The sequence below is a fragment of the Nonomuraea sp. NPDC049714 genome (genome assembly GCF_044465295.1).
GTDB lineage: Bacteria > Actinomycetota > Actinomycetes > Streptosporangiales > Streptosporangiaceae > Nonomuraea.
In genome coordinates, this window is record NZ_JBITLM010000012.1 from 201,694 (window position 1) to 224,384 (window position 22,691).

The 22,691-nt window shown below is 70.2% G+C and carries 23 protein-coding genes; 15 read left to right on the forward strand and 8 right to left on the reverse strand.

What is annotated here, in order from left to right; translation table 11 throughout:
* Positions 1-52: 52 nt before the first annotated feature.
* Positions 53-1,207, forward strand: coding sequence for an RtcB family protein (locus tag ACIBQX_RS37840; protein WP_397013250.1), 1,155 nt, complete (start codon positions 53-55; stop codon positions 1,205-1,207).
* Positions 1,208-1,254: 47 nt separating this feature from the next.
* Positions 1,255-1,710 carry a type II 3-dehydroquinate dehydratase gene (aroQ, locus tag ACIBQX_RS37845; protein ID WP_397013251.1) on the forward strand — a complete coding sequence of 152 codons (456 nt, stop codon included), beginning with the start codon at positions 1,255-1,257 and terminating at the stop codon, positions 1,708-1,710.
* On the opposite strand, the gene ACIBQX_RS37850 is transcribed toward aroQ, so the two are convergent.
* The 7 genes from ACIBQX_RS37850 to ACIBQX_RS37880 form a co-directional block, all read right to left on the reverse strand.
* Entirely contained in the window at positions 1,697-2,974 is a 1,278-nt protein-coding gene (locus ACIBQX_RS37850) for a ferric iron reductase (protein ID WP_397013252.1), read from the reverse strand. The genes aroQ and ACIBQX_RS37850 overlap by 14 nt on opposite strands.
* A gap of 63 nt (positions 2,975-3,037) precedes the next feature.
* Positions 3,038-4,183, reverse strand: a complete 1,146-nt coding sequence (locus ACIBQX_RS37855; protein ID WP_397013254.1) for an alanine racemase — start codon at positions 4,181-4,183, stop codon at positions 3,038-3,040.
* A gap of 273 nt (positions 4,184-4,456) precedes the next feature.
* Positions 4,457-6,154, reverse strand: coding sequence for an endo-1,4-beta-xylanase (locus tag ACIBQX_RS37860; protein WP_397013255.1), 1,698 nt, complete (start codon positions 6,152-6,154; stop codon positions 4,457-4,459).
* Between the two features lie 270 nt (positions 6,155-6,424).
* Positions 6,425-6,916, reverse strand: a complete 492-nt coding sequence (locus ACIBQX_RS37865) for a hypothetical protein (protein ID WP_397013257.1) — start codon at positions 6,914-6,916, stop codon at positions 6,425-6,427.
* Entirely contained in the window at positions 6,913-7,530 is a 618-nt protein-coding gene (locus ACIBQX_RS37870; RefSeq protein WP_397013258.1) for a TIGR00645 family protein, read from the reverse strand. The genes ACIBQX_RS37865 and ACIBQX_RS37870 overlap by 4 nt, the downstream gene beginning before the upstream one ends.
* Complete coding sequence (locus tag ACIBQX_RS37875; protein ID WP_397013259.1) at positions 7,531-7,680, reverse strand: hypothetical protein; 150 nt, start codon at positions 7,678-7,680, stop codon at positions 7,531-7,533.
* Between the two features lie 116 nt (positions 7,681-7,796).
* A complete protein-coding gene (locus ACIBQX_RS37880) occupies positions 7,797-8,003 on the reverse strand; it encodes a hypothetical protein (protein ID WP_397013261.1) in 207 nt (68 codons plus the stop codon).
* Between the two features lie 242 nt (positions 8,004-8,245).
* Between ACIBQX_RS37880 and ACIBQX_RS37885 the strand changes: the two genes are divergently transcribed.
* Genes ACIBQX_RS37885 through ACIBQX_RS37910 form a run of 6 tightly spaced genes read left to right on the forward strand, consistent with a single transcriptional unit; the run spans position 8,246 to position 14,281 of the window.
* Positions 8,246-9,337 (forward strand): ABC transporter ATP-binding protein, encoded by a 1,092-nt coding sequence (locus tag ACIBQX_RS37885; RefSeq protein ID WP_397013262.1) that lies wholly within the window; start codon positions 8,246-8,248, stop codon positions 9,335-9,337.
* Positions 9,330-10,418, forward strand: coding sequence for an ABC transporter ATP-binding protein (locus ACIBQX_RS37890; RefSeq protein ID WP_397013263.1), 1,089 nt, complete (start codon positions 9,330-9,332; stop codon positions 10,416-10,418). The genes ACIBQX_RS37885 and ACIBQX_RS37890 overlap by 8 nt, the downstream gene beginning before the upstream one ends.
* Positions 10,415-11,377, forward strand: a complete 963-nt coding sequence (locus ACIBQX_RS37895) for a carbohydrate ABC transporter permease (protein WP_397013265.1) — start codon at positions 10,415-10,417, stop codon at positions 11,375-11,377. Before ACIBQX_RS37890 ends, ACIBQX_RS37895 begins: the two co-directional genes overlap by 4 nt.
* 5 nt (positions 11,378-11,382) lie before the next feature.
* Positions 11,383-12,201, forward strand: a complete 819-nt coding sequence (locus ACIBQX_RS37900; protein WP_397013266.1) for a carbohydrate ABC transporter permease — start codon at positions 11,383-11,385, stop codon at positions 12,199-12,201.
* Between the two features lie 2 nt (positions 12,202-12,203).
* Entirely contained in the window at positions 12,204-12,488 is a 285-nt protein-coding gene (locus ACIBQX_RS37905) for a DUF2160 domain-containing protein (protein WP_225277217.1), read from the forward strand.
* Between the two features lie 14 nt (positions 12,489-12,502).
* Positions 12,503-14,281 (forward strand): ABC transporter substrate-binding protein, encoded by a 1,779-nt coding sequence (locus tag ACIBQX_RS37910; protein WP_397013268.1) that lies wholly within the window; start codon positions 12,503-12,505, stop codon positions 14,279-14,281.
* A gap of 90 nt (positions 14,282-14,371) precedes the next feature.
* On the opposite strand, the gene ACIBQX_RS37915 is transcribed toward ACIBQX_RS37910, so the two are convergent.
* Entirely contained in the window at positions 14,372-15,910 is a 1,539-nt protein-coding gene (locus ACIBQX_RS37915; protein WP_397013483.1) for an MFS transporter, read from the reverse strand.
* 143 nt (positions 15,911-16,053) lie between these two features.
* Between ACIBQX_RS37915 and ACIBQX_RS37920 the strand changes: the two genes are divergently transcribed.
* The 7 genes from ACIBQX_RS37920 to ACIBQX_RS37950 all read left to right on the forward strand — a co-directional run bounded on the left by ACIBQX_RS37920 (position 16,054) and on the right by ACIBQX_RS37950 (position 22,689).
* Positions 16,054-16,632, forward strand: a complete 579-nt coding sequence (locus ACIBQX_RS37920) for a TetR/AcrR family transcriptional regulator (RefSeq protein WP_397013269.1) — start codon at positions 16,054-16,056, stop codon at positions 16,630-16,632.
* Between the two features lie 173 nt (positions 16,633-16,805).
* Positions 16,806-17,699: an STAS domain-containing protein gene (locus ACIBQX_RS37925; protein ID WP_397013271.1), complete on the forward strand. Its 894-nt coding sequence runs from the start codon at positions 16,806-16,808 to the stop codon at positions 17,697-17,699.
* Positions 17,699-18,064, forward strand: a complete 366-nt coding sequence (locus ACIBQX_RS37930) for an STAS domain-containing protein (protein ID WP_397013273.1) — start codon at positions 17,699-17,701, stop codon at positions 18,062-18,064. Before ACIBQX_RS37925 ends, ACIBQX_RS37930 begins: the two co-directional genes overlap by 1 nt.
* Entirely contained in the window at positions 18,061-18,462 is a 402-nt protein-coding gene (locus tag ACIBQX_RS37935; protein WP_397013274.1) for an anti-sigma regulatory factor, read from the forward strand. The genes ACIBQX_RS37930 and ACIBQX_RS37935 overlap by 4 nt, the downstream gene beginning before the upstream one ends.
* A complete protein-coding gene (locus tag ACIBQX_RS37940) occupies positions 18,463-19,464 on the forward strand; it encodes an ATP-binding protein (protein ID WP_397013275.1) in 1,002 nt (333 codons plus the stop codon).
* Entirely contained in the window at positions 19,461-21,116 is a 1,656-nt protein-coding gene (locus ACIBQX_RS37945; RefSeq protein WP_397013276.1) for an ATP-binding protein, read from the forward strand. Before ACIBQX_RS37940 ends, ACIBQX_RS37945 begins: the two co-directional genes overlap by 4 nt.
* Entirely contained in the window at positions 21,109-22,689 is a 1,581-nt protein-coding gene (locus ACIBQX_RS37950; RefSeq protein WP_397013277.1) for a SpoIIE family protein phosphatase, read from the forward strand. The genes ACIBQX_RS37945 and ACIBQX_RS37950 overlap by 8 nt, the downstream gene beginning before the upstream one ends.
* The last annotated feature ends 2 nt before the right edge of the window (positions 22,690-22,691 follow it).

The window sequence follows — 22,691 nt, forward strand, 5'->3', positions numbered from 1 at the left end:
CATTTACCCACGACGGCGGCAGACTTGGATCAAGGACGAACGAGGAGTTCTCATGCCGAACCAGCCCGCACCCAACCTGTTGTCGTGGGCCAGCGAGATCGACGAGGGCACGGTCATGCAGGCCGCGCGCGCCGCCCGGATGCGGATCGTGTCCGGCCACGTCGCTCTCATGCCCGACGCGCACGTGGGCATCGGCGCGACCGTCGGCTCGGTGATCCCCACCGAGGGAGCGATCATTCCGGCCGCCGTCGGCGTCGACATCGGCTGTGGCATGGTCGCGACCGAGACGACGCTGACCGCGGCCGACCTGCCGGACACGCTCGACGCGCTGATGCGGCTGGTGGAGCGCCGGATCCCGGCCGGCGTCGGCAAGGGGCACGAGGACCCGTCCGTCGACCGGGCGCTGAGCGAGCTCGGCAGCCCGCACACCGCCCTGACCGGCAAGCAGGAGACGACGGTCGCCCGGCAGTTCGGCACCCTCGGCTCCGGCAACCACTTCGTCGAGGTCTGCCTGGACGAGCGGGACCGGGTCTGGACGGTGCTGCACTCCGGCTCGCGCGGCATCGGCAACCAGCTCGCGACCCGGCACATCGTGGACGCGAAAAAGCTGATGAAGCATCAGGCGATCGGCCTGGAGGACCCGGACCTGGCTTACCTGGTGCAGAACACCCCGGAGTTCGACGCCTACATCGCCGACATGCTGTGGTCGCAGCACTACGCGATGGCCTCGCGTGCCCGCATGGACAAGGTGCTGATCAACGCCCTGTTCGGGGTGGTCGGCCACGGCTCGCGGGTCCGCACGATCAACTGTCACCACAATTTCACCCAGCTGGAGACGCATCACGACAAGCGCCTGTGGATCACCCGGAAGGGCGCGATCAAGGCGGACACCGGTGACGAGGGCGTCATCCCCGGCTCGATGGGGACGCGCTCGTACATCGTCAGCGGCCGGGGCAACCCGCTGTCGTACAACTCGTGCGCGCACGGGGCGGGCCGCCGGATGTCGCGCAGCAAGGCCAAGCGGCAGCTGTCGGCCACGTCGCTGAAGGCGGCGATGCGCGGCCGTACGTGGAACTCCGACCGCGCCGACGCGCTGGTGGACGAGCACCCGGAGGCCTACAAGCCGATCGACGTCGTGATGGAGGACCAGAAGGACCTGGTGATGGTCCAGCACACGCTGCGCCAGGTGTTCAACTACAAGGGCTGAACCGGCGGTAAGATCGTCGACCAGTCCTGGCGAACGGAGCGAGCGGCGTGACATCGGTCTACGTGTTCAACGGTCCCAACCTCAACCTGCTCGGCACCCGCGAGCCGGAGATCTACGGGACGACCACGCTGGCCGACGTGGAGACGATGTGCCGCGAGGAGTGCGAGGCGGCCGGCCTGGAGCTGGTCTTCGGGCAGTCCAACCACGAAGGCCAGCTCATCGACTGGATCCAGGAGGCGGGCGCCGAGGTGAAGGCGGGCCGGGCGATCGGGGCGGTGTTCAATCCCGGCGCCTTCACCCACACGTCGGTGGCGCTGCACGACGCGATCGAGGGGGTGGAGCTGCCGGTGGTGGAGGTGCACATCTCCAACGTGCACCGGCGCGAGCCGTTCCGGCACCGCTCCTACGTCTCGCCGGTGGCGCGCGGGATCGTGGTCGGGTTCGGCGTGTACGGCTATGTCATGGGGCTTCGGGGGCTGCGGCACGCGGTCACGGCGGGCTGACGCGCCAGGCGGGCCGCTCGCCGGTGTCGACCAGGTTCCAGCGGCCGTCCGGGTTCAGGCGGTCCTCGTAGTAGTAGGTGGTGGCGGGCAGGGGCACGGCGGCGCCGCCGTGCGCGGCGAACGCCTCGCGGGCGGCCTGCCTGAGCCGCTCCGGCGGCACGCCGAGGGTGTCGGCGGCGACCTGGGCGAGGCGTTCGAGGGCGTGGTGGCCCATGAAGCTGTCGTAGGTGAGGCTGAGGACCCGCTCACGCGGCTGCCGGATGTCGCGGGAGATGACGTTGACCGGCGGCAGCTCGCGGTTCAGGCCCCGCTCACGCCGGATCAGCGGGTCGACGTAGACGCCGCAGTCACGATAGAGGATCGCGGTGCGGCGGGCGTCGGGGTCGAAACCGAAAAGGGTGTTCTGGCCATGGAGTTCGAGCGTGCACCCGGTGCGGGTGACGGCTCGCAGCCACAGCCGGACCATGGGGGTGACGACCCGCCGCGCCAGCCAGCTCGCCGGGTCCTCGCGGCTGCGGGCGACGAGCTGCTCCAGCAGTGTCGGGTCGCCGGGGCGCCGGACGTCGCCGCCGTACAGCGCGAACAGCGGCACGGTGTGGTGCGGCGGGCCGGCCCCGAAGCCGGGCTCGTCCGGCAGGTCGCCGTCCGGGCCGGTCGCCGTGCCCGAGCGCGGCCGGGACTCGCGGATCAGGAAGCCCCACGCCTCCTCCGGCCGGTCGCCGAGCACGCCGCCCCCGACCTCGGGCAGGACGGGCAGCCCGGCGGCCAGCAGTTCCTCGGCGGCCCACAGCTGCACGGAGATGATCGGCCGGCGCAGGCGGCGGGTGAAGCGGGACAGGCGCTTCGGGTAGTGCAGCTTGACGAAGTGCGGCTCGACGGGGTCGCCGCCGATACGCTCGACGAAGACGGTACGGGCGTTGGCGGAGGGCACCACCACCAGGTCCGGCCCGCGCTCACGCAGGGCGTCGCGGCCCGGCAGGCCGGGGAAGGCGAGCGTCTCGGGGTGGACGGGCAGCAGGAAGGTGTCGCCGCCCCGATACAGCTTGGTCAGGGTGGACTCCACCGCGTTGCTCAGGAACGTCCCCTCCCCTGCCGCCACCCTGAACGTCGGCACCACGAACCGCTCGGAGCCGCGCTGCGGATGGTAGGGCTCGGAGATCTCCGAGTCGCCGGAGAACCTGCTGTAGGCGCGGGTTCCCACGCCCAGGTAGCGCTCCGCGTACTGCCAGGACGGCAGCGGATCCGATGCGTCGTCGAGGATCATTCAGTGGATTCCATCCGGCTAATGTCGAAATCGGGTACTTACCCGCGCCTGCCCGCTCGACGCCTACGGGCCGTCCACGTAGTGGAACGAGGGCTGCGGATGCATGAGGAAGTCGTGGTGGGACAGGTTCCAGGCGTAGGCGCCGGCCAGGCCGAAGGCGACCAAATCGCCCACCCGCAGGCCGTCGACCTCGGCGTTGCGGTTGAGCACGTCCTTGGGTGTGCACAGCTGGCCGACGAGGGTGGCCGTCCCGGTCAGGGCGGGGCCGGACGTGGCCCGGTGGATGACGGTGAAGGGCTGGTCGTGCCCCCTGGCGACGGGGGTGCGCAGGTGGTGGGTGCCGCCGCGGAGCACGGCGTAGTGGCGGCCGTGGGTGCGCTTGACGTCCAGGACGTCGGTGACGTACCAGCCGTCGTAGGCGGTCAGCGAGCGTCCCGGCTCGATCCGCAGCCGCGCGGAGCCGCCCAGATCCGCCAGGGCGGCGCTGTAGGCCTTCCAGTCGAACCGGGTGTGCGGGGCGCCGTAGTCGACCCCCATGCCGCCGCCGAGATCCAGCTCCGGCTCGGTCACCTCCGGCAGGTGCTCCCGCAGCCAGGGCAGCGCCCAGGCGGCGACCCGGCGGGCCAGATCGGCCATCGCGGGGGCGTCGTGCCGGCCCCAGGTCAGGTGGGCGTGGATGCCGTGCGGCGTGATCCGGGGCGCGTCACGCAGCAGCCGCACGCAGGCGGCCAGCCCGTCCGGGTCCATGCCGAACGGGCTGTCCGCCGCCTGCCGGACGTCCTCCCCGGGCAGGTCGGGGTTGGCGCGCAGCAGGATGTCCAGCCGGGCGCCGGTGGCGATCAGCCGGGCCAGCTCGCCGGGGCTCTCCACATGCAGCCGCTCGACGCCCGGATCCAGGGCCAGCGCGAGCTCGGCGTCGGTCTTGCCCGGCCCGCTGAACACCACCGGCGCGTCCGGCAGCAGCTCCCGCACGAGGGCCAGCTCGCCGCCCGAGGCGACCTCGAAGCCGTCCACGAAGGGTCGCAGCGTCCGCAGGATCTCGGCGGCGGGATTGGCCTTGACCGCGTAGAAGACCTCGGCGCTGCCGGCCATCGCCGCCTGGACGGCGCCGGCGTGCGCGCGCAGCCCCGGCAGGTCGTAGACGTAGGCGGGCAGGTCTCCCACCGCCGCCAGCCGCACCGCCCGCGCCCGCACCGACTCCACCACCATCGCGCCCCCGCAAGACCAGACATCTCGTACGGAACCGTACGGACTTCATCCCGTATGGGAAAGCCCTCGGTACGAAACCGTACGAGAGATGACAAAACTAGGCGTGAAGGGCGAATGGCTACTTGCAGCAATCCGTACGTCCGCAGGCGGCGGATCTCCTACGGGTGGAGGGCGGAGGCGCGACACCGTCTGCCGCGCCTCCGCTGATTCCGCGCGGGCCGTACGGCACCCGACTGCCGCTCCTCCCTCGGCCCGCGCGGAGCTTGTCAGGTGTCAGGGTGAGGCGCAGGTGTAGCCGGAGGGGGTCTGGGTGTTGCCGCCGGGCCGGCTCACCTGGAAGCCGAAGCTGGTGGCGGCCCCCGCGGCGAGGGTGCTGTTGTGGTTCACGCTCTTGGCGGTGACCGTCTGCCCGCTGGTGGTGATGGTGGCGTTCCAGGAGCCGGTCAGGGAGTGGCCGGCGGGCAGGGTGAAGGTGACGGTCCAGCCGTTGATGGCAGAGGTTCCGGTGTTGGAGACGGTCGCGGGCTGCACGACGTAGCCGTTGTTCCACTGGGTCTGCACGGTGCCGGTGGCGGTGCAGGGTCCGCCGGGTCCGCCGCCGCCGGAGGTGGTGGTGAAGGTGGCGGTGGCCGACGGGGTGGACAGGTTGCCGGCGCCGTCCCGGGCTCGCACGTAGACCTGGTACTGGGTCTGCGGGCTCAGGCCGGTCAGGGTGATGGAGTTGGTGGAGCTCTGGCCGAGCTGCTGGTCGGTGCTGCCCTGCTCACGGTAGACGGTGTAGCCCGCCAGCCCGCTGCCGCCGGAGTCGGTGGAGGCCGTCCAGGTCAGCGTGGCGGAGGTGCCGGTGATGTTGGCCGCGGAGGGGGTGCCCGGCGTGGTGGGCGCGGTGTCGTCATCTCCCCCGCTGCCACCGGCCAGCGCGTCGTGCACGGCGGTGTAGGCGGGTTTCTGCTGGTAGTTCTCGTTGTAGATCAGCGCGGCGCCCTCCCCGCTGAAGGTGTCGGGCACCCAGGAGTGCTTGTCGGTGAAGCCCCAGATGGTGACCCCGGCGCAGGCGGTGACGGCCATGCAGGCGTTGACCACGTTGCGGTAGTAGGTGGCCTGGGTGGCGTCCTTCGAGGAGTCCCTGGGCATCTGCATGCGGATGTCCACCTCGGTGATCCGCACCTGGACGCCGAGGTCGGCGAAGCGCTGCAGGTTCTGCTGGAGGTCGTTGGGGAAGCCGTACTGGATGGCCAGGTGGCTCTGGAAGCCGACGCAGTCCACCGGTACGTTCTGCTGCCTCAGCGTCCGGACCAGGTTGTACATCGCGGTGCTCTTGGCGTTGATGCCCTCGACGTTGTAGTCGTTGATGCACAGCCGCGCGTCGGGGTCGGCGGCTCGGGCGGCGCGGAAGGCGTCGGCGATGAAGCTCTGCCCGAGCGTGTTGTACCAGAACGAGCTGCGCATGCCGCCGTTGTCGTCGAAGACCTCGTTCACCACGTCCCAGGAGACCACCGTCGGGTTGTCGGCGTAGCGGCCGACGACCTGGCTGATGTGGTTCTGCATGGCGGTGCGCATCGCGGTGGCGCCGAGGCCCTGCACCCAGCCGGGGGTCTGGTTGTGCCAGACCAGCGTGTGCCCGTGCACCTCCTGGTCGTTCTGGGTGGCGAAGTCGACGATGGCGTCGGCGCCGGAGAAGGTGAACTGGTTCTGGTTCGGCTCGGTGGACTCCCACTTCATCGCGTTCTCGGCGGTGATCTGGTTGAACTCGGTGGCCGCGATGTTCCTGTACTGGGTCTCGTTGGACAGCGGGCCGGTGGCCAGCGCGGTGCCGATGAACTTGCCGCGACTCGCGGCGTGCTGGCGCAGGGGCGCCGAGGCGTCGGCGGGGGTGACCGGCATCAGGAACACGACGAGCAGCCCGAGCAGGGCGGCCGCGGCGAGAGTCCTGGTGCGGGCCCCGGATCTGACGAGCGATGACGAAAGCACGAGCACCTACCTCCGGAAGCGTGCCATGACTCGATCCCGAAACTTTCGACCCCTTCGGGATCCATGTCGGGACGGTATTGACATGCAGTGGAACGGGTCAATGCCGGAAGCGGGACGGCGCTGTTTGGGCAGGTGGCGAGCGGAAATTATCAGACCTTACGTGAAACTTTCAGATGCCGGGCGGAAACGCCGCGTGCCCGCCTCGCTGGGGGGGCGGGGGCGGGCACGGTCCCGGGAGGTACCCGGCCTTCCGGGAGAATGGGGTGGCGCTCAGGCGTCGTCGTCGGACACCCGGGAGGCGTCCTGGCAGACGTTGCCGCCACCTTTCGTGAGCACCGGCAGCAGGGCCCCGCAGGTGCTCACCGGCGCGGACACGGGCTCGACGATCTCATCGTTGAAGACGATCACGTCGCCGATGACTGGCGGCGGCCCGGCGGGCGCGGCCGGCTCGACCGGCTCAGGCGGCTCCGCCGGTTCGGCGGGCTCGGCGGCAGGCGCCGGCTCGGCCGCCTCCGCCGCAGGCGCCGGCCCGGCCGCCTCGGCGGCGGGCACGGCGGGGACGACCGTCTCCGCGGCGGGCGGCGGCGCGACCGCCGCTGACGCAGGCGGAGGCGCGACCACGGATGAGGCGCGCGGCGCAGCCGCCGCCTCGGCGAAGGGCGCGACGGCCGCCGAGGCGGGCGGGGGTACGGCCGTTGTGGCCGGGGGCTGGGGTACGGCCGCCTCGGCCGGGGCCGCCAGTGCCAGCAGGCCGGCGATCATGCCACCGACACCCGCGACGGCGCGTTTGCCGGTCCGCCCGCCTGTTGCCCGAAACGCCCGGGACGTCCGCCCAGCATGATGCGATCGATGATCGCGAGCGCCACCGCCGAGAGGATGAAGGTCAGGTGGATCAGTGTTTTCCATAGGAGTTCCCTGTCGGTCACGGCCGGTCGCGCCGCGTTGATGAAGATCTGGAGAAGGTGAATGGAGGAGATGCCGATGATCGCCATGGCGAGCTTGACCTTGAGCACGTTGGCGTTGACATGCGACAACCACTGGGGCTGGTCCGGATGCCCCTCGATGCGCAGTCGCGAGACGAACGTCTCGTAACCGCCGACGATCACCATGATCAGCAGGTTGCTGATCATCACCACGTCCACGAGGCCGAGGACGATCAGCATGACGGTGGTCTCCGCGGGCTTGCCGCCGAATCCGAGCTGGACGAGGTGGATCAGCTCAGCCATGAACCGCCATACGTAGACCACCTGGGCCACGATGAGACCGAGATAGAGAGGAGCCTGGATCCAGCGGCTCAGGAACATGACATAGCCGAGGCGCCGTAGTGGACTGCGATACCCGTTCGGCGGGCCACCCACGGACTGTAGCTGGTGCATCTACGACGTGAACACGTTCACATGCTGGATGACGGTCTCCATGCCGAATAGCGCTTTCTCACCGGTCAGCTCGGCCACCACGGGCGGCAGCGTGCCGGCGGCGACCGTGACGGCGGCGGCGATCGCGACGGTCAGGGCTCGAATGCTCAATGCGACTCCTTCGGTATCTGTTCGGATGCTCCCGTCAGGATTCAGGGGAGCCTGGAGGCCGGGGCGGCACGGCGGCGATCAACCGCGCCGCCCCTACCCGTGGCCGGTCGGCAGGGTCAGGGCGCCAGGCAGGCGGTGGCCGGGATCTCGGTGGGGAGGCCGGGGGCGGTCGGGTCGACCAGCGAGCCCACGTCGGCGGCGCTGCTGGTCAGGCAGCCGATCACGGTGATCGGGTCGACGACGGCGTGGGCGGCGGGGGCGACGGCCATGAGCAGCCCGCCGGCCACCAGCGTGGCCACGGTGAGGCGGCGCGTGCGGTGCATGAGACCTCCTGGGTCTGGTGTCAACGTTGGGCACTCAACGTATTGCTTCGGTAACGCTAAGTACAGGATGAGCCCACGCCTTCACCCAGAGTTTCTCTATTGTTTCCCTGCGTTACACCAAAAGGGCTGGGCCATATCCTCTTATGCGGGCCCTTTGCACTCCTATCTAGATCATGTTAGATGGATGAGTAAGGGTGCCTATCGTCGCGATATCCGACATGCTCCGGGAAGGACCGGGCACAGTGACGCTGATCATCGATGGCGTCTCCGTACGGCAGCGCGGGGAGATCTGGCTCGACGACATCCGTCTCGAGTTACCGAGTGGGATGACGACGCTTCTCGGCCCGATGGCGGCGGGGAAGACGACATTGATGCGGGTCGCCGCGGGCCTGTTGCCCCCCGACCGCGGGCGCGTGGCGGTGAACGGGCGCGACGTCACCTCGGTCTCCGTACGCAAGCGCTCGGTCGCCTTCGTCTACCAGCAGTTCATCAACTATCCCTCGCTGTCGGTCTACGAGAACATCGCCTCGCCGCTGCGCCTGGACGCCTCCTTCCCCAAGGGCGACGTGGACCGGCGGGTACGCGAGGTGGCCGAGCTCATGGGCATCGGCGGCCTGCTCGGGCGCAGGCCCGCCGAGCTGTCGGGGGGCCAGCAGCAGCGCACCGCCATCGCGCGGGCGCTGGCCCGGCCGGTGGACGTGCTGCTGCTGGACGAGCCGCTGGCCAACCTCGACTTCAAGCTGCGCGAGCAGCTCAGGGCCGACCTGAAGAGCATGTTCGCCCAGGCGCCCGGCGTGGTGCTGTACTCCACGGCCGACCCGAACGAGGCGCTGTCGTTCGCGGCGCCCACGGTGGTGCTGGGCGAAGGGCGGGTGCTGCACACCGGTGACGTGGCGGACATGTACGCCGAGCCGCCCACGCTGGCGGTCGCGGCGACGCTCAGCGACCCGCCGCTGAACCTGCTGCCGGGCGTGGTGCGTGAGGGCAGGATCGACTGCCTCGGCGCCTCCTTTCCCGCGCCGGGGGCGCACGGGGACGGCCGGAGCGTGGTGCTGGCCGTACGCCCTCATCAGGTGAGCATCGAGCGCGGCGGGCCGGACATGCTGGAGTTCCCCGCGGAGATCCGGCTCGCGGAGGTGACCGGGAGCGCCACGTTCCTGCACCTGGTGCCGGTCGGTGGCAGGCACCTGGTCGCGCATCTGGAGGGGACGCGGCTGTTCGACCCCGGCGAGCCGGCGACCGCGTTCGTGGATCCGGCGCACCTGTTCGTCTTCGACGAGGTCGGCGGCCGGCTGCTGGCCACGTCCGCGGCGGAGGTCGACCTGCATGGCTGACATCCGGCTGGAGGGCGTGGGGCACAGCTATGACGGCGGCCGGACGTGGGCGCTGCGCCCGATGACGTGGACGTGGCGGGCCGGCCGGGCGTACGCGCTGCTCGGCCCGAGCGGGTGCGGGAAGACCACGCTGCTCAACATCATCTCCGGCCTGCTCTCCCCCACCGTGGGACGCGTCTGGTTCGGCGACCGCGAGGTGACCGGCGTGCCGACCGCGGGCCGCAACATCGCGCAGGTCTTCCAGTTCCCGGTGCTGTACGAGGAGATGTCCGTCTACGACAACCTGGCCTTCCCGCTGCGCAACCGCCGCTTCCCGAAGGCGGACGTGGACCGGCGGGTGCGCGAGGTGTCGCGGCTGCTGGGCCTGGAGGAGCACCTGCGGCGCCGGTCGCGGCGGCTGGACCCGGGCCGGCAGCAGATCGTCAGCCTGGGCCGCGGCCTGGTGCGCGCGGACGTGGCGGCGGTGCTGCTGGACGAGCCGCTCACCGTCGTCGACCCGGCCATGAAATGGACGCTGCGCAGCAAGCTCAAGCAGATCCACCGCGACACCGGGCACACGCTCATCTACGTCACCCACGACCAGACCGAGGCGCTGACCTTCGCCGACGAGGTGGTGGTGCTCAACGACGGGGCGATCGTGCAGGCGGGCGAGCCGAGTGAGCTGTTCCTGTCGCCCGCGCACGAGTTCGTCGGCCACTTCATCGGCTCGCCCGGCATGAACGTGCTCCCGGCCGAGCTGGTGGACGGCGTGGTGCGCCTCGGCGACGCCCCGCTCGGGCGGGCGTCCGGCGACCTGCCCTCGGGACCGGTGCGGGTCGGGGTCCGGCCGGAGTTCGTACGGATCGAGCAGGACGGCGCCGGGCCGGCGGCGCGCGTGACGGGCGTGGACCGGATGGGCGCCTACAACCTGGTGCACGCCCTGGTGAACGGGGATCCACTGATCGTCAAGACCGATGCCGGGGCCAGGTTCGACCCTGGCGCCACGTGTGTCCTGCGCTTCGCCGAGGGCCGCGCGTTCCTGTTCAGGGACGCGGTCAGGTGCGGCGTGATCGAGCCGCTGGACGGGAGGGCCGGGGCATGAGCGAGCGGACGGCGACCGTCGGCGCCGACGACCCACCGGCAGAGGAGGCGGCGGCAGAGGCGGCGAGGAAGGCGGAGGCCGGAGAGCGGCGGGCCGACCCCAGGCGCAGGAACAACCGGGCCTGGCTGCTGGTGCTGCCGGTCGTCGTGTCGGTGGCGTTCACGGCCGTGATCCCGCTGATGACCGTGGTGAACTTCTCCGTGCAGGACATCTTCAGTCCCAGCGACCGGCTCTTCGTCGGGCTGGAGTGGTTCCGGTCGGTGGCGCGTGACCCGGAGGTGCGGGCCGCGTTCGTGCGCACGCTGCTGTTCTCGGCGCAGGTGCTGCTGCTGGAGATCCCCCTGGGCGTGCTGCTCGCGGTGTCGATGCCGCGCCGGGGCGTGTGGGTGTCGGTGTCGCTGGTGCTGGTCGCGCTGCCACTGCTGATCCCGTGGAACGTGGTGGGCACCATCTGGCAGATCTTCGCCCGCCCCGACATCGGGCTCGGCGGCTGGGCCGTCAACAACGTGCTGGGGCTGGACTTCAACTACACGCTGGACGCCACCGACGCCTGGATCACCGTACTGGCCATGGACGTGTGGCACTGGACGCCGCTGGTGGCGCTGCTGGCCTACGCGGGACTGCGCTCGATCCCGGACCCGTACTTCCAGGCGGCGCAGATCGACGGCGCCTCCGGCTGGGCCACCTTCCGCCACATCCAGCTCCCCCGGCTGCGCGGCGTGCTGACGATCGCGATCCTGCTGCGCTTCATGGACAGCTTCATGATCTACACCGAGCCGTTCGTGGTGACGGGCGGCGGGCCGGGCAACGCCACGTCCTTCCTCAGCATCCTGCTGTCGAAGATCGCCGTCGGGCAGTTCGACCTGGGGCCGGCCGGGGCGTTCTCGCTGCTGTACTTCCTGGCCGTGCAGATCGTCTCCTACGTCTTCTTCACCGTGCTGACCAGGACCGGGAGGTGAGCGCGATGGCGCGGGGCGACAGGCGGCTGCCCTGGGCGCGGACGGTGTTCTGGCTCTACGGCATCACGCTGCTGCTGCCGCTGCTGTGGATGTTCGGCATGTCCATCCGCCCCAACCAAGACATTCTCGGCAGCTTCTCGCTCATCCCGCAGCGTGTCACCTTCGACAACTACGTCACGTTCTTCACGAACTCGGTGTGGTACTCGAGCTACCTCAACTCGATCATCTACACGTCGATGAACGCGGTCATGTCGCTGGTGGTGGCGCTGCCCGCCGCCTACGCCTTCTCCCGGTTCAGGTTCGCCGGCGACAAGCACCTGTTCTTCTGGCTGCTGACGAACCGGATGGCGCCGCCGGCGGTGTTCCTGCTGCCGTTCTTCCAGATCTATCAGGCGGTGGGCCTGTTCGACACGCATCTGGGGGTGGCCATCGCGCACATGCTGTTCAACGTGCCGCTGGCGGTGTGGATCCTCGAAGGGTTCATGTCGGGCATCCCCCGCGAGATCGACGAGACCGCGGCGATCGACGGCTACTCGCTGCCGCGGTTCTTCGTCAAGATCTTCCTGCCGATGATCCGCTCCGCGATCGGCGTCACGCTGTTCTTCTGCTTCATGTTCAGCTGGGTCGAGCTGCTCATCGCGCGGACCATCACCTCGGTGAACGCCAAGCCGATCGCCGCCACCATGACGCGCACGGTCAGCGCGGCGGGCGTCGACTGGGGGCTGCTGGCGGCGGCCGGAGTCCTGACGATCGTGCCCGGCGCGATCGTGATCTGGTTCGTCCGCAACTACATCGCCAAGGGCTTCAGCTTGGGGAGGGTCTAGCCGTGCTGCCAGGACTGGAGTGGATGGTGTGGACCGGGCCCACGGCGGCCGTCTTCATCGGGCTCGGGCTGCTGCTGTGCGGGATGGCGGTCTGGGCGAAGATCTCCCCGCCGGTGGCGCGGCGGGGGTTCCTGCGCATCGAGACCGATCGGGGGGACCGGCTGTACATCGGCCTCATCAGCGCGGCCGTCGTACTCGCCGGATGGATCGCGGTCACCGACCTGTCCATGTGGCTGGCGCTGGCCTGCGCGTTCCTGGTGGCGCTGACGATCGGGTTGTGGGGCTGACGAAGGAGGCGGCGATGCCGTTCGACAGGAAGATCCCCTACAGGAGCACGGCCTGCGCGGCGGTGCTCATGCTGCTGGCCGCGGCCTGCTCGCAGGGCGGAGGCGGTGGTGGCGGCGGCGACTTCCGGGAGGCCGACGCCAAGGCGGCCGCCCAGCGCTGGGTGTCCACCGAGTTCACGCCGAGCACCCTGTCCAAGGAGCAGCAGCTGGCCGAGATGGACTGGTTCATGAAGGCCGCCGCGCCGTACCGGGGCATGGAGATCAACGTGGTGTCGGAGACGATCACCACGCACGAGTACGAGTCCAAGCAGCTCGCCAAGGCGTTCACCGAGATCACCGGGATCAGGCTCAAGCACGACCTGATCCAGGAGGGCGACGTGATCGAGAAGCTGCAGACGCAGATCCAGGGCGACCAGAACATCTACGACGCCTACGTCAACGACTCCGACCTCATCGGCACGCACTCGCGCGGCGACTACGTGGTGCCGCTGTCGGACTACATCGCCGGGGAGGGCAAGGCGGTCACCTCGCCCACGCTGGACCTGCAGGACTTCATCGGGATCAGCTTCACCACCGGCCCCGACAAGAAGATCTACCAGCTGCCCGACCAGCAGTTCGCCAACCTCTACTGGTTCCGCTACGACTGGTTCACCGATCCGGAGGTCAAGAAGCAGTTCAAGGACGCCTACGGGTACGAGCTCGGCGTGCCGGTCAACTGGGCGGCCTACGAGGACATCGCCGACTTCTTCACCAACAAGGTCAACGGGGACGGCACGATGGACGGCAAGAAGGTCTACGGCCACATGGACTACGGCCGTAAGGACCCCTCGCTGGGCTGGCGTTTCACCGACTCGTGGCTGTCGATGGCGGGCAACGGCGACCCGGGCCTGCCCAACGGCCTGCCGGTGGACGACTGGGGCATCAGGGTGGAGAACTGCCGCCCGGTCGGCTCGTCGGTGACCCGCGGCGGCGACACCAACGGCCCGGCTTCGGTGTACGCGCTGACGAAGTACGTGGACTGGCTGAAGAGGTTCGCGCCGAAGGAGGCGGCCGGGATGAACTTCAGCGAGTCCGGCCCGGTGCCCGCCCAGGGCAACATCGCCCAGCAGATCTTCTGGTACACGTCGTTCACGGCCGACATGACCAAGGACGGGCTGCCGGTCGTCAACGGCGACGGCACGCCCAAGTGGCGCATCGCGCCGAGCCCGCACGGCGCGTACTGGAAGGACGGCAACAAGCTCGGCTACCAGGACGCCGGCTCGTGGACGCTGCTGAAGAACACGCCGAAGGAGCGGCGGGCGGCGGCCTGGCTGTACGCGCAGTTCGTCACGTCGAAGGCGGTGTCGCTGAAGAAGTCGATCACGGGTCTGACGTTCATCCGCGACTCCGACATCAGGAGCGACTACTTCGAGCAGAACGCCGAGAAGTACGGCGGACTGATCGAGTTCTACCGAGGGCCGGCGCGCGAGCAGTGGACGCCGACCGGGACGAACGTGCCGGACTATCCGCGGCTGGCGCAGCTGTGGTGGCAGAACGTCGCCACCGCCGTCACCGGCGAGACCACTCCGCAGCAGTCCATGGACAACCTGGCCAAGCAGCAGGACGACATCCTGTCGCGGCTGGAGCGGCGAGGGTACGGCGGCGCCTGCGCGCCCAAGCTGAACCAGGAGCAGGACGTCCAGTACTGGCTGGACCAGCCGGGCGCCCCGGCTCCGAAGCTCGCCGACGAGCGGGGCAAGCCGGAGACGCTCGACTACGACCGGCTCGTCGCCCAGTGGAAGAAGGCCGACTGAAGCGCGGATCAGGTTGAGGCAGGGTCAGGCTCTGGCGCGGATCAGGTTGAGGCAGGGTCAGGTTGAGGCGAGGTCAGGCGGAAACGCGGGTCAGGCTGAGCGCGCCGGTTCGCCATCGGTGACCGGCGCGGCCGGCTCCAGGTCGAGGGTGTCGCGCAGCTTGACGGGCGGCAGGAACAGCGCCGCGATGACGCCCACCGCGGCGATGCCCGCCGAGACGAGGAAGATGTGCCCGGTGGCGTCGCCGTAGGCGACCTGGACGATCGCCCTGATCGGCGCGGGGAGCGCCGCGATGTCGAGGCTGTCGCCGCCGGAGCCGGAGACCGGGATGCCCGCCTTGGTCAGGCCCTGCGCGATGCCGGTGGCGACCTGGCCCGCCAGGATGGCGCCGAGGACGGAGACGCCGATGGTGCCGCCCAGCGAGCGGAAGAAGGTGATCGCACCGCTGGCGGCGCCGAGCTCGTTCAGCGGGACGGTGTTCTGGATGGCCAGCACGAGGTTCTGCATGGACAGGCCGACTCCGGTGCCGACCATCAGCATGCCGACGCTGATGACGAGCAGCGACGTGTCGTGGTCCATGGTGCCCATCACCAGGAATCCGGCGGTGAGGACGAGGGAGCCGGTGACGATGTACGGCTTGACGTTGCCGCTGCGGGAGATCATGCGGCCGCTGATCGTCGAGGAGAGCAGCACGCCGGCCATCAACGGGATGGTGAGCAGGCCCGCCTCGGTGGGGGTGTAGCCGCGGCCGACCTGGAAGTACTGACCGAGGAAGACGGCGCCGCCGAACATCGCCATGCCGACCGCGAGGCTGGCCACGATCGCCAGCGCGGGGGTACGGCGGCTGATCACCTTGAGCGGCACGACCGGCTGGGCGGCCCGCGCCTCGACCAGGGTGGCGATCACCAGGATGGCGACGCCGCCACCGGCCATGGCGGCCGTCTGCCAGGAGAGCCAGTCGAAGGAGTTGCCCACGAAGGTGACCCAGATGAGCAGCACGCTGACGCCCGCGGCGATCAGGGTCGCGCCGAGGTAGTCGATCTTGACGTCGGTGCGGCGCACGGTCGTGACGTGCAGCGTCTTGTGCAGCAACGCGAAGGCGGCCAGGGTGAACGGCACGGCGACGAAGAAGCACCAGCGCCAGCCGAGCCAGGAGGTGTCGGCGATGAGCCCGCCGAGCAGCGGGCCGCCGACGGTGGCCACGGCCATGACGCCGCCGAGGTAGCCGTTGTAGCGGCCGCGCTCCTTCGGGCTGATCATCGCGGCGATCACCACCTGCACGAGCACCTGCAGGGCGCCCATGCCGAGCCCCTGGATCGCGCGGAAGGCGATCAGCTGCTCGGTGTTCTGCGCGAACCCGCAGGCCAGCGAGCTCACCATGAAAATCCCGATGGAGATCTGGAGCAGCAGTTTCTTACTGAACAGGTCGGCGAGCCGGCCCCAGATCGGGGTGGCGGCCGTGGCGGCCAGCAGCGAGGCGGTGACCACCCAGGTGTACTGGGACTGACTGCCGTCGAGCGCGCCGATGATCTGCGGCAGCGCCACCGAGACCACGGTGCTGCTGATCATCGCGACGAACAGGACGAGGAGCAGGCCGCTGAGCGCTTTGAGGACCTGCTTGTGGGTCATCGGCTCGGCGGTCGTGCCGGCGGTTGCGCTCACGCGCGTCCTCCAAAAGGGGGAGTTCCATAACGAACTGGGACACTCTACATGCCCACTGGGCAACTTTGCGCATTGAGCATGTATGCCCAGCCGGTAGAGTTGTCCGCACTATGGACAGCACGCTGGGACTCCGTGAGCGCAAGAAGGCCGAGACGCGTCAGAGCGTCCATGAGGCGGCCGTGCGCCTGGTGGAGGAGCACGGCCTCGACGCCGTCACGGTCGAGGCCATCGCCGACGCCGCCAACATCTCCCGGCGCACCTTCTCCAACTACTTCGACGGCAAGGAGGCCGCGATCCTCTGGGGCGAGGAGCGGCGCTTCCACACCCTGCTGGCCGAGGTCCGCGCCCAGCCGTCGTCCGTTCCCGCCTGGCAGGCGCTGCGCACCGCCGTCCAGGACCTCAGCGTGCGCATGGGGCCGCCCGGGGGCGAATGGGCCACACGCACCCGGCTGGCCAAACGGCACCCCGCGCTGCTGGCCAGGCAGCTCGCCAACCACGCCGCGCTCGAACGCGAGCTGGCCCAGGCCATCTCCGAGCACCCCGGCCCCATCCAGCCACGGGTGATGGCGGCGGCCTGCCTGAGCGCGCTGCGCGTCGCCGTGAACGCGTGGGTCGAGGAGCAGCAGACCCGCACGCTCGCGGAGGTCTGCGACGAGATCTTCGAGGAGATGGGGCGCTCGTTCACCTGAGCGGTGCACGGCGAACGCGCAGGTGGCGCCCGTCCCGAGAGTTATTCGCCGCGTTGGGGGAATCCCCTCTAGCGGAGCACGCGCTCGCGGCATGCGCGGCAGACATGGTCGCCCCGGCATCGCTTGGGCAAAATGCCGCATCTGTACCTGGGCCCAGCACAGCCGCCAATAGCATGCCCGTCAGTACCGTCGCCCACTTCATCCAGGAGTCACCTTTGACCGTCCAGTCCGATGCAGCGAAGCGACGCATCGAAGAGCTGCTACGCACTGACGAGGAGCAGATCCTGCCCCGGTGGCACGCGATCGCCAAGGCACCCGTCGACGAGCTCCAGGAGATTTACCACGCCCTGCTGTCGGCGTTGCAGGAGGGCGAGGACCTGGCGGAGGTCCGGGGCGCGCTCGCCGAGCTGTCACGCACCCGCGCCCGGCAGGGCTACACGCCCTCCGACACCGCCAGGGCGGTGTTCGGCCTCAAGGAGGCCGTCTACGGGACCGTCGAGCGCGATGGGACGGCCGAGGCGCTGCACGGCTTCACCTGGTTCTCCCGGCTGATCGACGATCTGGGCCTGTTCACGTTCGAGAGTTACGCCACCGCCCGCGAGAAGATCATCATGGATCAGGCCGAGCAGCTCCTGGAGCTGTCGACCCCGGTCGTCAAGCTCTGGGACGGCATCGTGGCGGTGCCCCTGGTCGGCACGCTGGACTCCGCCAGGACCCAGGTGGTGATGGAGAAGCTGCTGCAGACGCTGGTCGACACCGGCGCCGAGCACGCCGTGATCGACATCACCGGAGTCCCCGCGGTGGACACCCAGGTGGCCCAGCACCTGCTGAAGACCGTGGTCGCCGCCCGGCTGATGGGCGCCGAGTGCGTCATCTCCGGCATCCGCCCGCAGATCGCCTACACCATCGTCACCCTCGGCATCGAGTTCGGCGACATCGTGACCAAGGCCTCGCTGGCCGACGCGCTGGCCTACATGCTGCGGCGCCGCGGCATCGAGATCAGCCAGACCGGGCAGACGAGGCAGACCGGGCAGACCCGCGTCGCGGTGCGGGCGGAGGACCGCTGATGGAGCGCATCCCCATCCTCAAGCTCGGCGACACGCTGATCGTGTCCATCCAGGGGGACCTGGAGGACCAGAGCGTGCTCGCCCTCCAGGAGGACCTGGCCGACAAGGTGGTCGCGGCCGGCGCGCGGGGCGTCATCATCGACATCTCCGCCGTCGAGATCGTCGACTCCTTCATCGGCAGGATGCTCGCCACCATCGCCGACATGCTGCGGGTGCTCGACGCCGACACCGTTGTCGTCGGCATGCGCCCGGCCGTGGCGATCACCCTCGTGGAGCTCGGCCTGTCGCTGGGCGGGGTGCGCACGGCCCTCAATCTGGAGAAGGGCGTGGCGCTGCTGAACCACGTCAGGAGCATGCCACGATGATCAGCGGCGGGCCGCTGCCCATCGGCAGCAACGCCGACATCGTCGCGGTCCGGCAGCAGGTCAGGACCGCGGCCGTGGAGTCGGGGTTCTCCCTCATCGACCAGACCAAGGTGGTGACCGCGGCGAGTGAGCTGGCCCGCAACGCGCTGGTCTACGCCGGAGGCGGCCAGGTGAGCATCGAGATCGTCGAGGCCGGCCGGCGACGCGGTCTGCGGCTCGAGTTTCGCGACGAGGGACCGGGTATTCCCGATGTTGACCAGGCCCTCACAGACGGCTGGACGACCGGGACCGGCCTCGGACTCGGTCTCAGCGGGTCGCGGCGGCTGGTCGACGAGTTCGACCTGACCTCCGTACCAGGAGAGGGCACGACGGTGACCGTGACGAAATGGGCCAGATAGGTGGACCAGGTCAGGCAGACCCGAGATGACGTCTGGGTGCGCGCCGAGGACTCCAGCGCGGTCGGCGCCGTGCGCAGGATGGCCACCCACCTGGCCGAGACCTCGGGATTCAGCCCCGAGCGCACGGGGCAGATCGCGGTGGCGGTCACCGAGGCCGTCTCCAACCTCGTCAAGCACGCCGTCCAGGGCATGGCCCTGGTCCGGCCGTGCCCCGGAGCCCCGGCCCTGGTCGAGCTGATCACCCTCGACCGGGGGCCGGGGATGCCCGACGTCGCGCGCGCCCTGCGCGACGGCTACTCCACCTCGGGGACGCTGGGCATCGGCCTGGGCGCGATCGCCCGCATCGCCTCCCGCTACGACGTCCACTCCGTTCCCGGCGAGGGGACGGCGCTGGCCATGCAGTTCGCCGACGGCGATCTGCCCGCGCTGCCACCCGCCAGCGGCCTGACCCGCCCCATCGGCGAGGAGGTGGAGACGGGCGACTCCTTCGCGATCAACGTCGGCGACGAGGCCACCACGGTGATGGTGTGCGACGGGCTGGGCCACGGGCCGCTCGCCGCGCGGGCCTCCCATGAGGCGGTCGAGCTGTTCCTGGGGGCGCCGGACGACGACCCGGCGGCGATCCTGCGCAGGCTGCACCACGGGCTCGGCCACACCAGGGGCGGCGCGGCGGCGGTGGCCCGCGTCACCGCCGGCTCCGTGACCTACACCGGCATCGGCAACATCTCCGGCTGGATCGTCCACGGCGACCACCGCCAGGGCATGATCTCGGCGCCCGGCATCACCGGCCACCAGGGACGGCGGCCCCGGCAGTACGTCTACGAGCTGGACGCGCACGCGACCGTGGTGCTGCACTCCGACGGCCTGACCGACCGCTGGAACCCGGCCGCGCTGCCCGGCCTGTTCGCCCGCTCCCCCGCCGTGGTCGCCGCCACGCTGCTGCGCGAGGCGGGCAGCCGCCGCGACGACGCGTGCGTGGTGATCGTGAGGCCTCGGTCATGACCGCGACCGAGCTGGCCAGGATGCGCCTGTCCAGGGAGCAGGACGTCTTCGCGCTGCGCCGGCTCGGCCGGGCCGTCGCCGAGCTGAGCGGGCTGGAGGCGCAGGACCAGATCCGGGTCGCCACCGCGCTCAGTGAGATCGGCAGGGAGGTGGCCGCTTCCGGGGCGGGGGTCGTCTTCACGCTGGACCGCGGCGAGCTGCGCATCGCCATCGAGCACGCCGCCTCGACCGACCCGCGCGGCTGGGAGGGGCTGGCGCTGGCCGGCCGCCTGGTGGACTCGGTCACCACGGACACCGAGCCGGGGCGGATCACGATCACCAAGCGGCTGCCCGCCCACCCGTCCAGGCCGCCGGCCGAGCACATCCACGAGCGCCTGGCCCACCTCGCGCCGATCACCGCGCTCGACGAGCTGCGTGAGCAGAACAAGGAGCTGGCCGAGACCCTGGAGGACGTGCGGCGGCTCAACGCCGAGCTCCAGGAGACCAACCAGGGGGTCATGGCCCTGTACAACCAGCTCTCCAGCGAGCTGGAGGAGACCAACAGGGGCGTGGTCGCGCTGTACGCCGAGCTGGACGAGAAGTCCAGCCAGCTCCGCCAGGCGGCCGAGGCCCGCAACCGGTTCTGGACCACGGTCAGCCACGAGCTGCGCACCCCGCTCAACTCCATCATCGGCCTGGTCAGGCTGCTGGTCGGGCCGGGCGGCGAGCCGCTGACGGAGGAGCAGACGCACCAGGTGGGACTCATCGGCGGCTCCGCCGGGACGCTGCTCTCTCTGGTCAGTGAGCTCCTTGACATGGCCAAGGCCGAATCGGGACGCCTGCGCCCCGAGCTGGCGACGGTGGACCTGGGCAGGCTCGTGCACCAGCTCCACCTGACGATGCAGGCCACCAGCGACGTCGCCCTGCGCACCGAGGTCACCGACGAGGTCACCGAGATCTACACCGACGAGGTGATGCTCACCCGCGTCCTGCGCAACCTGCTGTCGAACGCGCTGAAGTTCACCCGGCAGGGCGAGGTTCGGCTGAGCGCCCGCCTGGACGAACCGGCCGGCCAGGTGGTCATCACCGTCGCCGACACCGGCATCGGCATCCCCCAGGAGTACCTCAGGCAGGTGTTCGAGGAGTTCTTCCAGGTCCCGTCCCCGGCACAGGCCGAGAGCAAGGGGACGGGCATCGGGCTGTCGTACGCGGCCAAGCTCACGGAGATGCTGGACGGCGCGCTGGAGCTCGCCAGCACCGTCGGGGAGGGCACGACCGCGACCGTGCGGCTGCCGTACCACGGAGGACGTCCCCAGGTCGGGCGGTTGCTGATCGCCGACGACGACGAGGGCTTCCGCGCCGCGGCCCGTAGAATGCTGTACGGGTTCGCCGGGCAGGTGGACGAGGCCGCCGACGGGGTCGAAGCGCTCGAAGTGATGAAGGACAGACGCCCGGACGTCGTCGTGCTCGACATGCTCATGCCCCGCCTCGACGGTAACGCTCTGCTGCAGCGCATGTCGGAGGACGATGATCTGAGGGAGGTGGCGGTGGTGGTGGTGACGGTGGCGCCGGGCAAGGCCGCGGAGGGGCATCCCGTGCTGTCCAAGCTCGACCTCCGACGCGAGGAGCTGCTGCGCGCGGTGCTCCAGGCGGCCGGGGCCGACCGTGCCTGAGTCCACCGCCTGTGTCCTGGTCGTGGACGACACCCCCACCAAGCGTTACGTCCTGTCGAGCTGGCTGCGGCGGTCGGGCCACCGGGTCATCGAGGCGGCCGGCGGCCAGGAGGCGCTGACCGTGCTGCGGGAGCAGCGCCCGGACCTGGTGGTGCTGGACGTCCTGCTGCCCGACCTCAACGGCTTCGAGGTGTGCGAGCGGATCAAGGCGAACCCGGCGACGGCCTCGATCCCGGTCATCCAAGTGTCGGGCAACGCCATCACCGTGGCCGACCGCACCGAAGGGCTGGAGCGCGGCGCCGACGCCTATCTGGCGGAGCCGATCGAGCCGAGCGAGTTCGCCGCCACGGTGGAGGCGACGCTGCGCTACTCGCGGGCGCGCCGGCAGGCCGAGGTGATGGCCGACCGGCTGGCCATGCTGGCCGAGGTGACCTTGCGGATCAACCGCGCCGACTCCTTCGAGCGGCTGCTGACCGTGGCCGTCCAGGGCACGGTCGACATCATGGGCCGCCACTCCGGCGCGCTGGCGGTGCCCGCCGACGGCCGGCTGCGCAACTACCGCGCCCGCCCCGGCGAGGCCCCCAGCAGTAAGAGCGCCACGCCCAACCTGCTGGACCGGCTGTGCCGGCTCGCCCTGGGCGACGCCGCCGGGGCCGAGGTGCTCACCGTCGAGACCGGCGAATGGGTCACGCTGATGCCCGACATGGAGCTCAGCCGGCCGATCACCGGCGTGCTGTGCCGGACCAAGAAGGGCAGGCCGCCGGTCTTCCTGGGGCTGGAGGCCGCCCCGGAGCTGGACGCCGACGAGCTCAACCTGCTGCTCCAGCTCTCCCAGGAGCTGGCGCTCGCGGTGGACGCGCTGCGCGCCTACACCGAGGAGCACACGATCTCGCTGACCCTCCAGCGTAGCCTGCTGCCCTCGCGGGTGCCGGACGTGCCCGGTCTGACGATGGGCCTGCGCTACCAGCCCGCGGTGGACAACATCGAGGTCGGCGGCGACTTCTACGAAGTGCTCATGATCGACCACCGGGTGCTGGTGGCGATCGGCGATGTCATGGGGCATTCCCTGCACGCCGCGACGATCATGGCCGAGCTGCGCCACGCGCTGCGGGCCTCGTTGATCGACGGCGTGGACCTGGCGGCCTCGATGGACCTGCTGAACAAGATACTGCGCCGCTACCACCCCGGCATGACGGCCACCGTGTGCATACTGCTGCTGGACCCGAGGACGGGCGAGATCGAGCTGGCCAACGCCGGGCACATCCCGCCGCTGCTCGCCGGCCCGCAGGGGCACTACCACGGCCTGGGCAACCTGCTGCTCGGCGTGACCACCGAGGACTACAAGGTGGAGCACCTGCTGCTGCCGCCGGGGGGCACCCTCATGCTGTTCACCGACGGGCTGGTGGAGGACCGCCACATCCTGCTGGACGACAGCCTGGAACGGGCCAGAACGCTGGCGGAGACGGTCGAGGACGACCTGGAGGCGTTCTGCGACCGCATCCTGGCCGCCTTCGGCTCGCGGGAGGACGACGTGGCCTTCGTCGTGCTCCGCCGCGACGCGGCTCAGCCCTGACG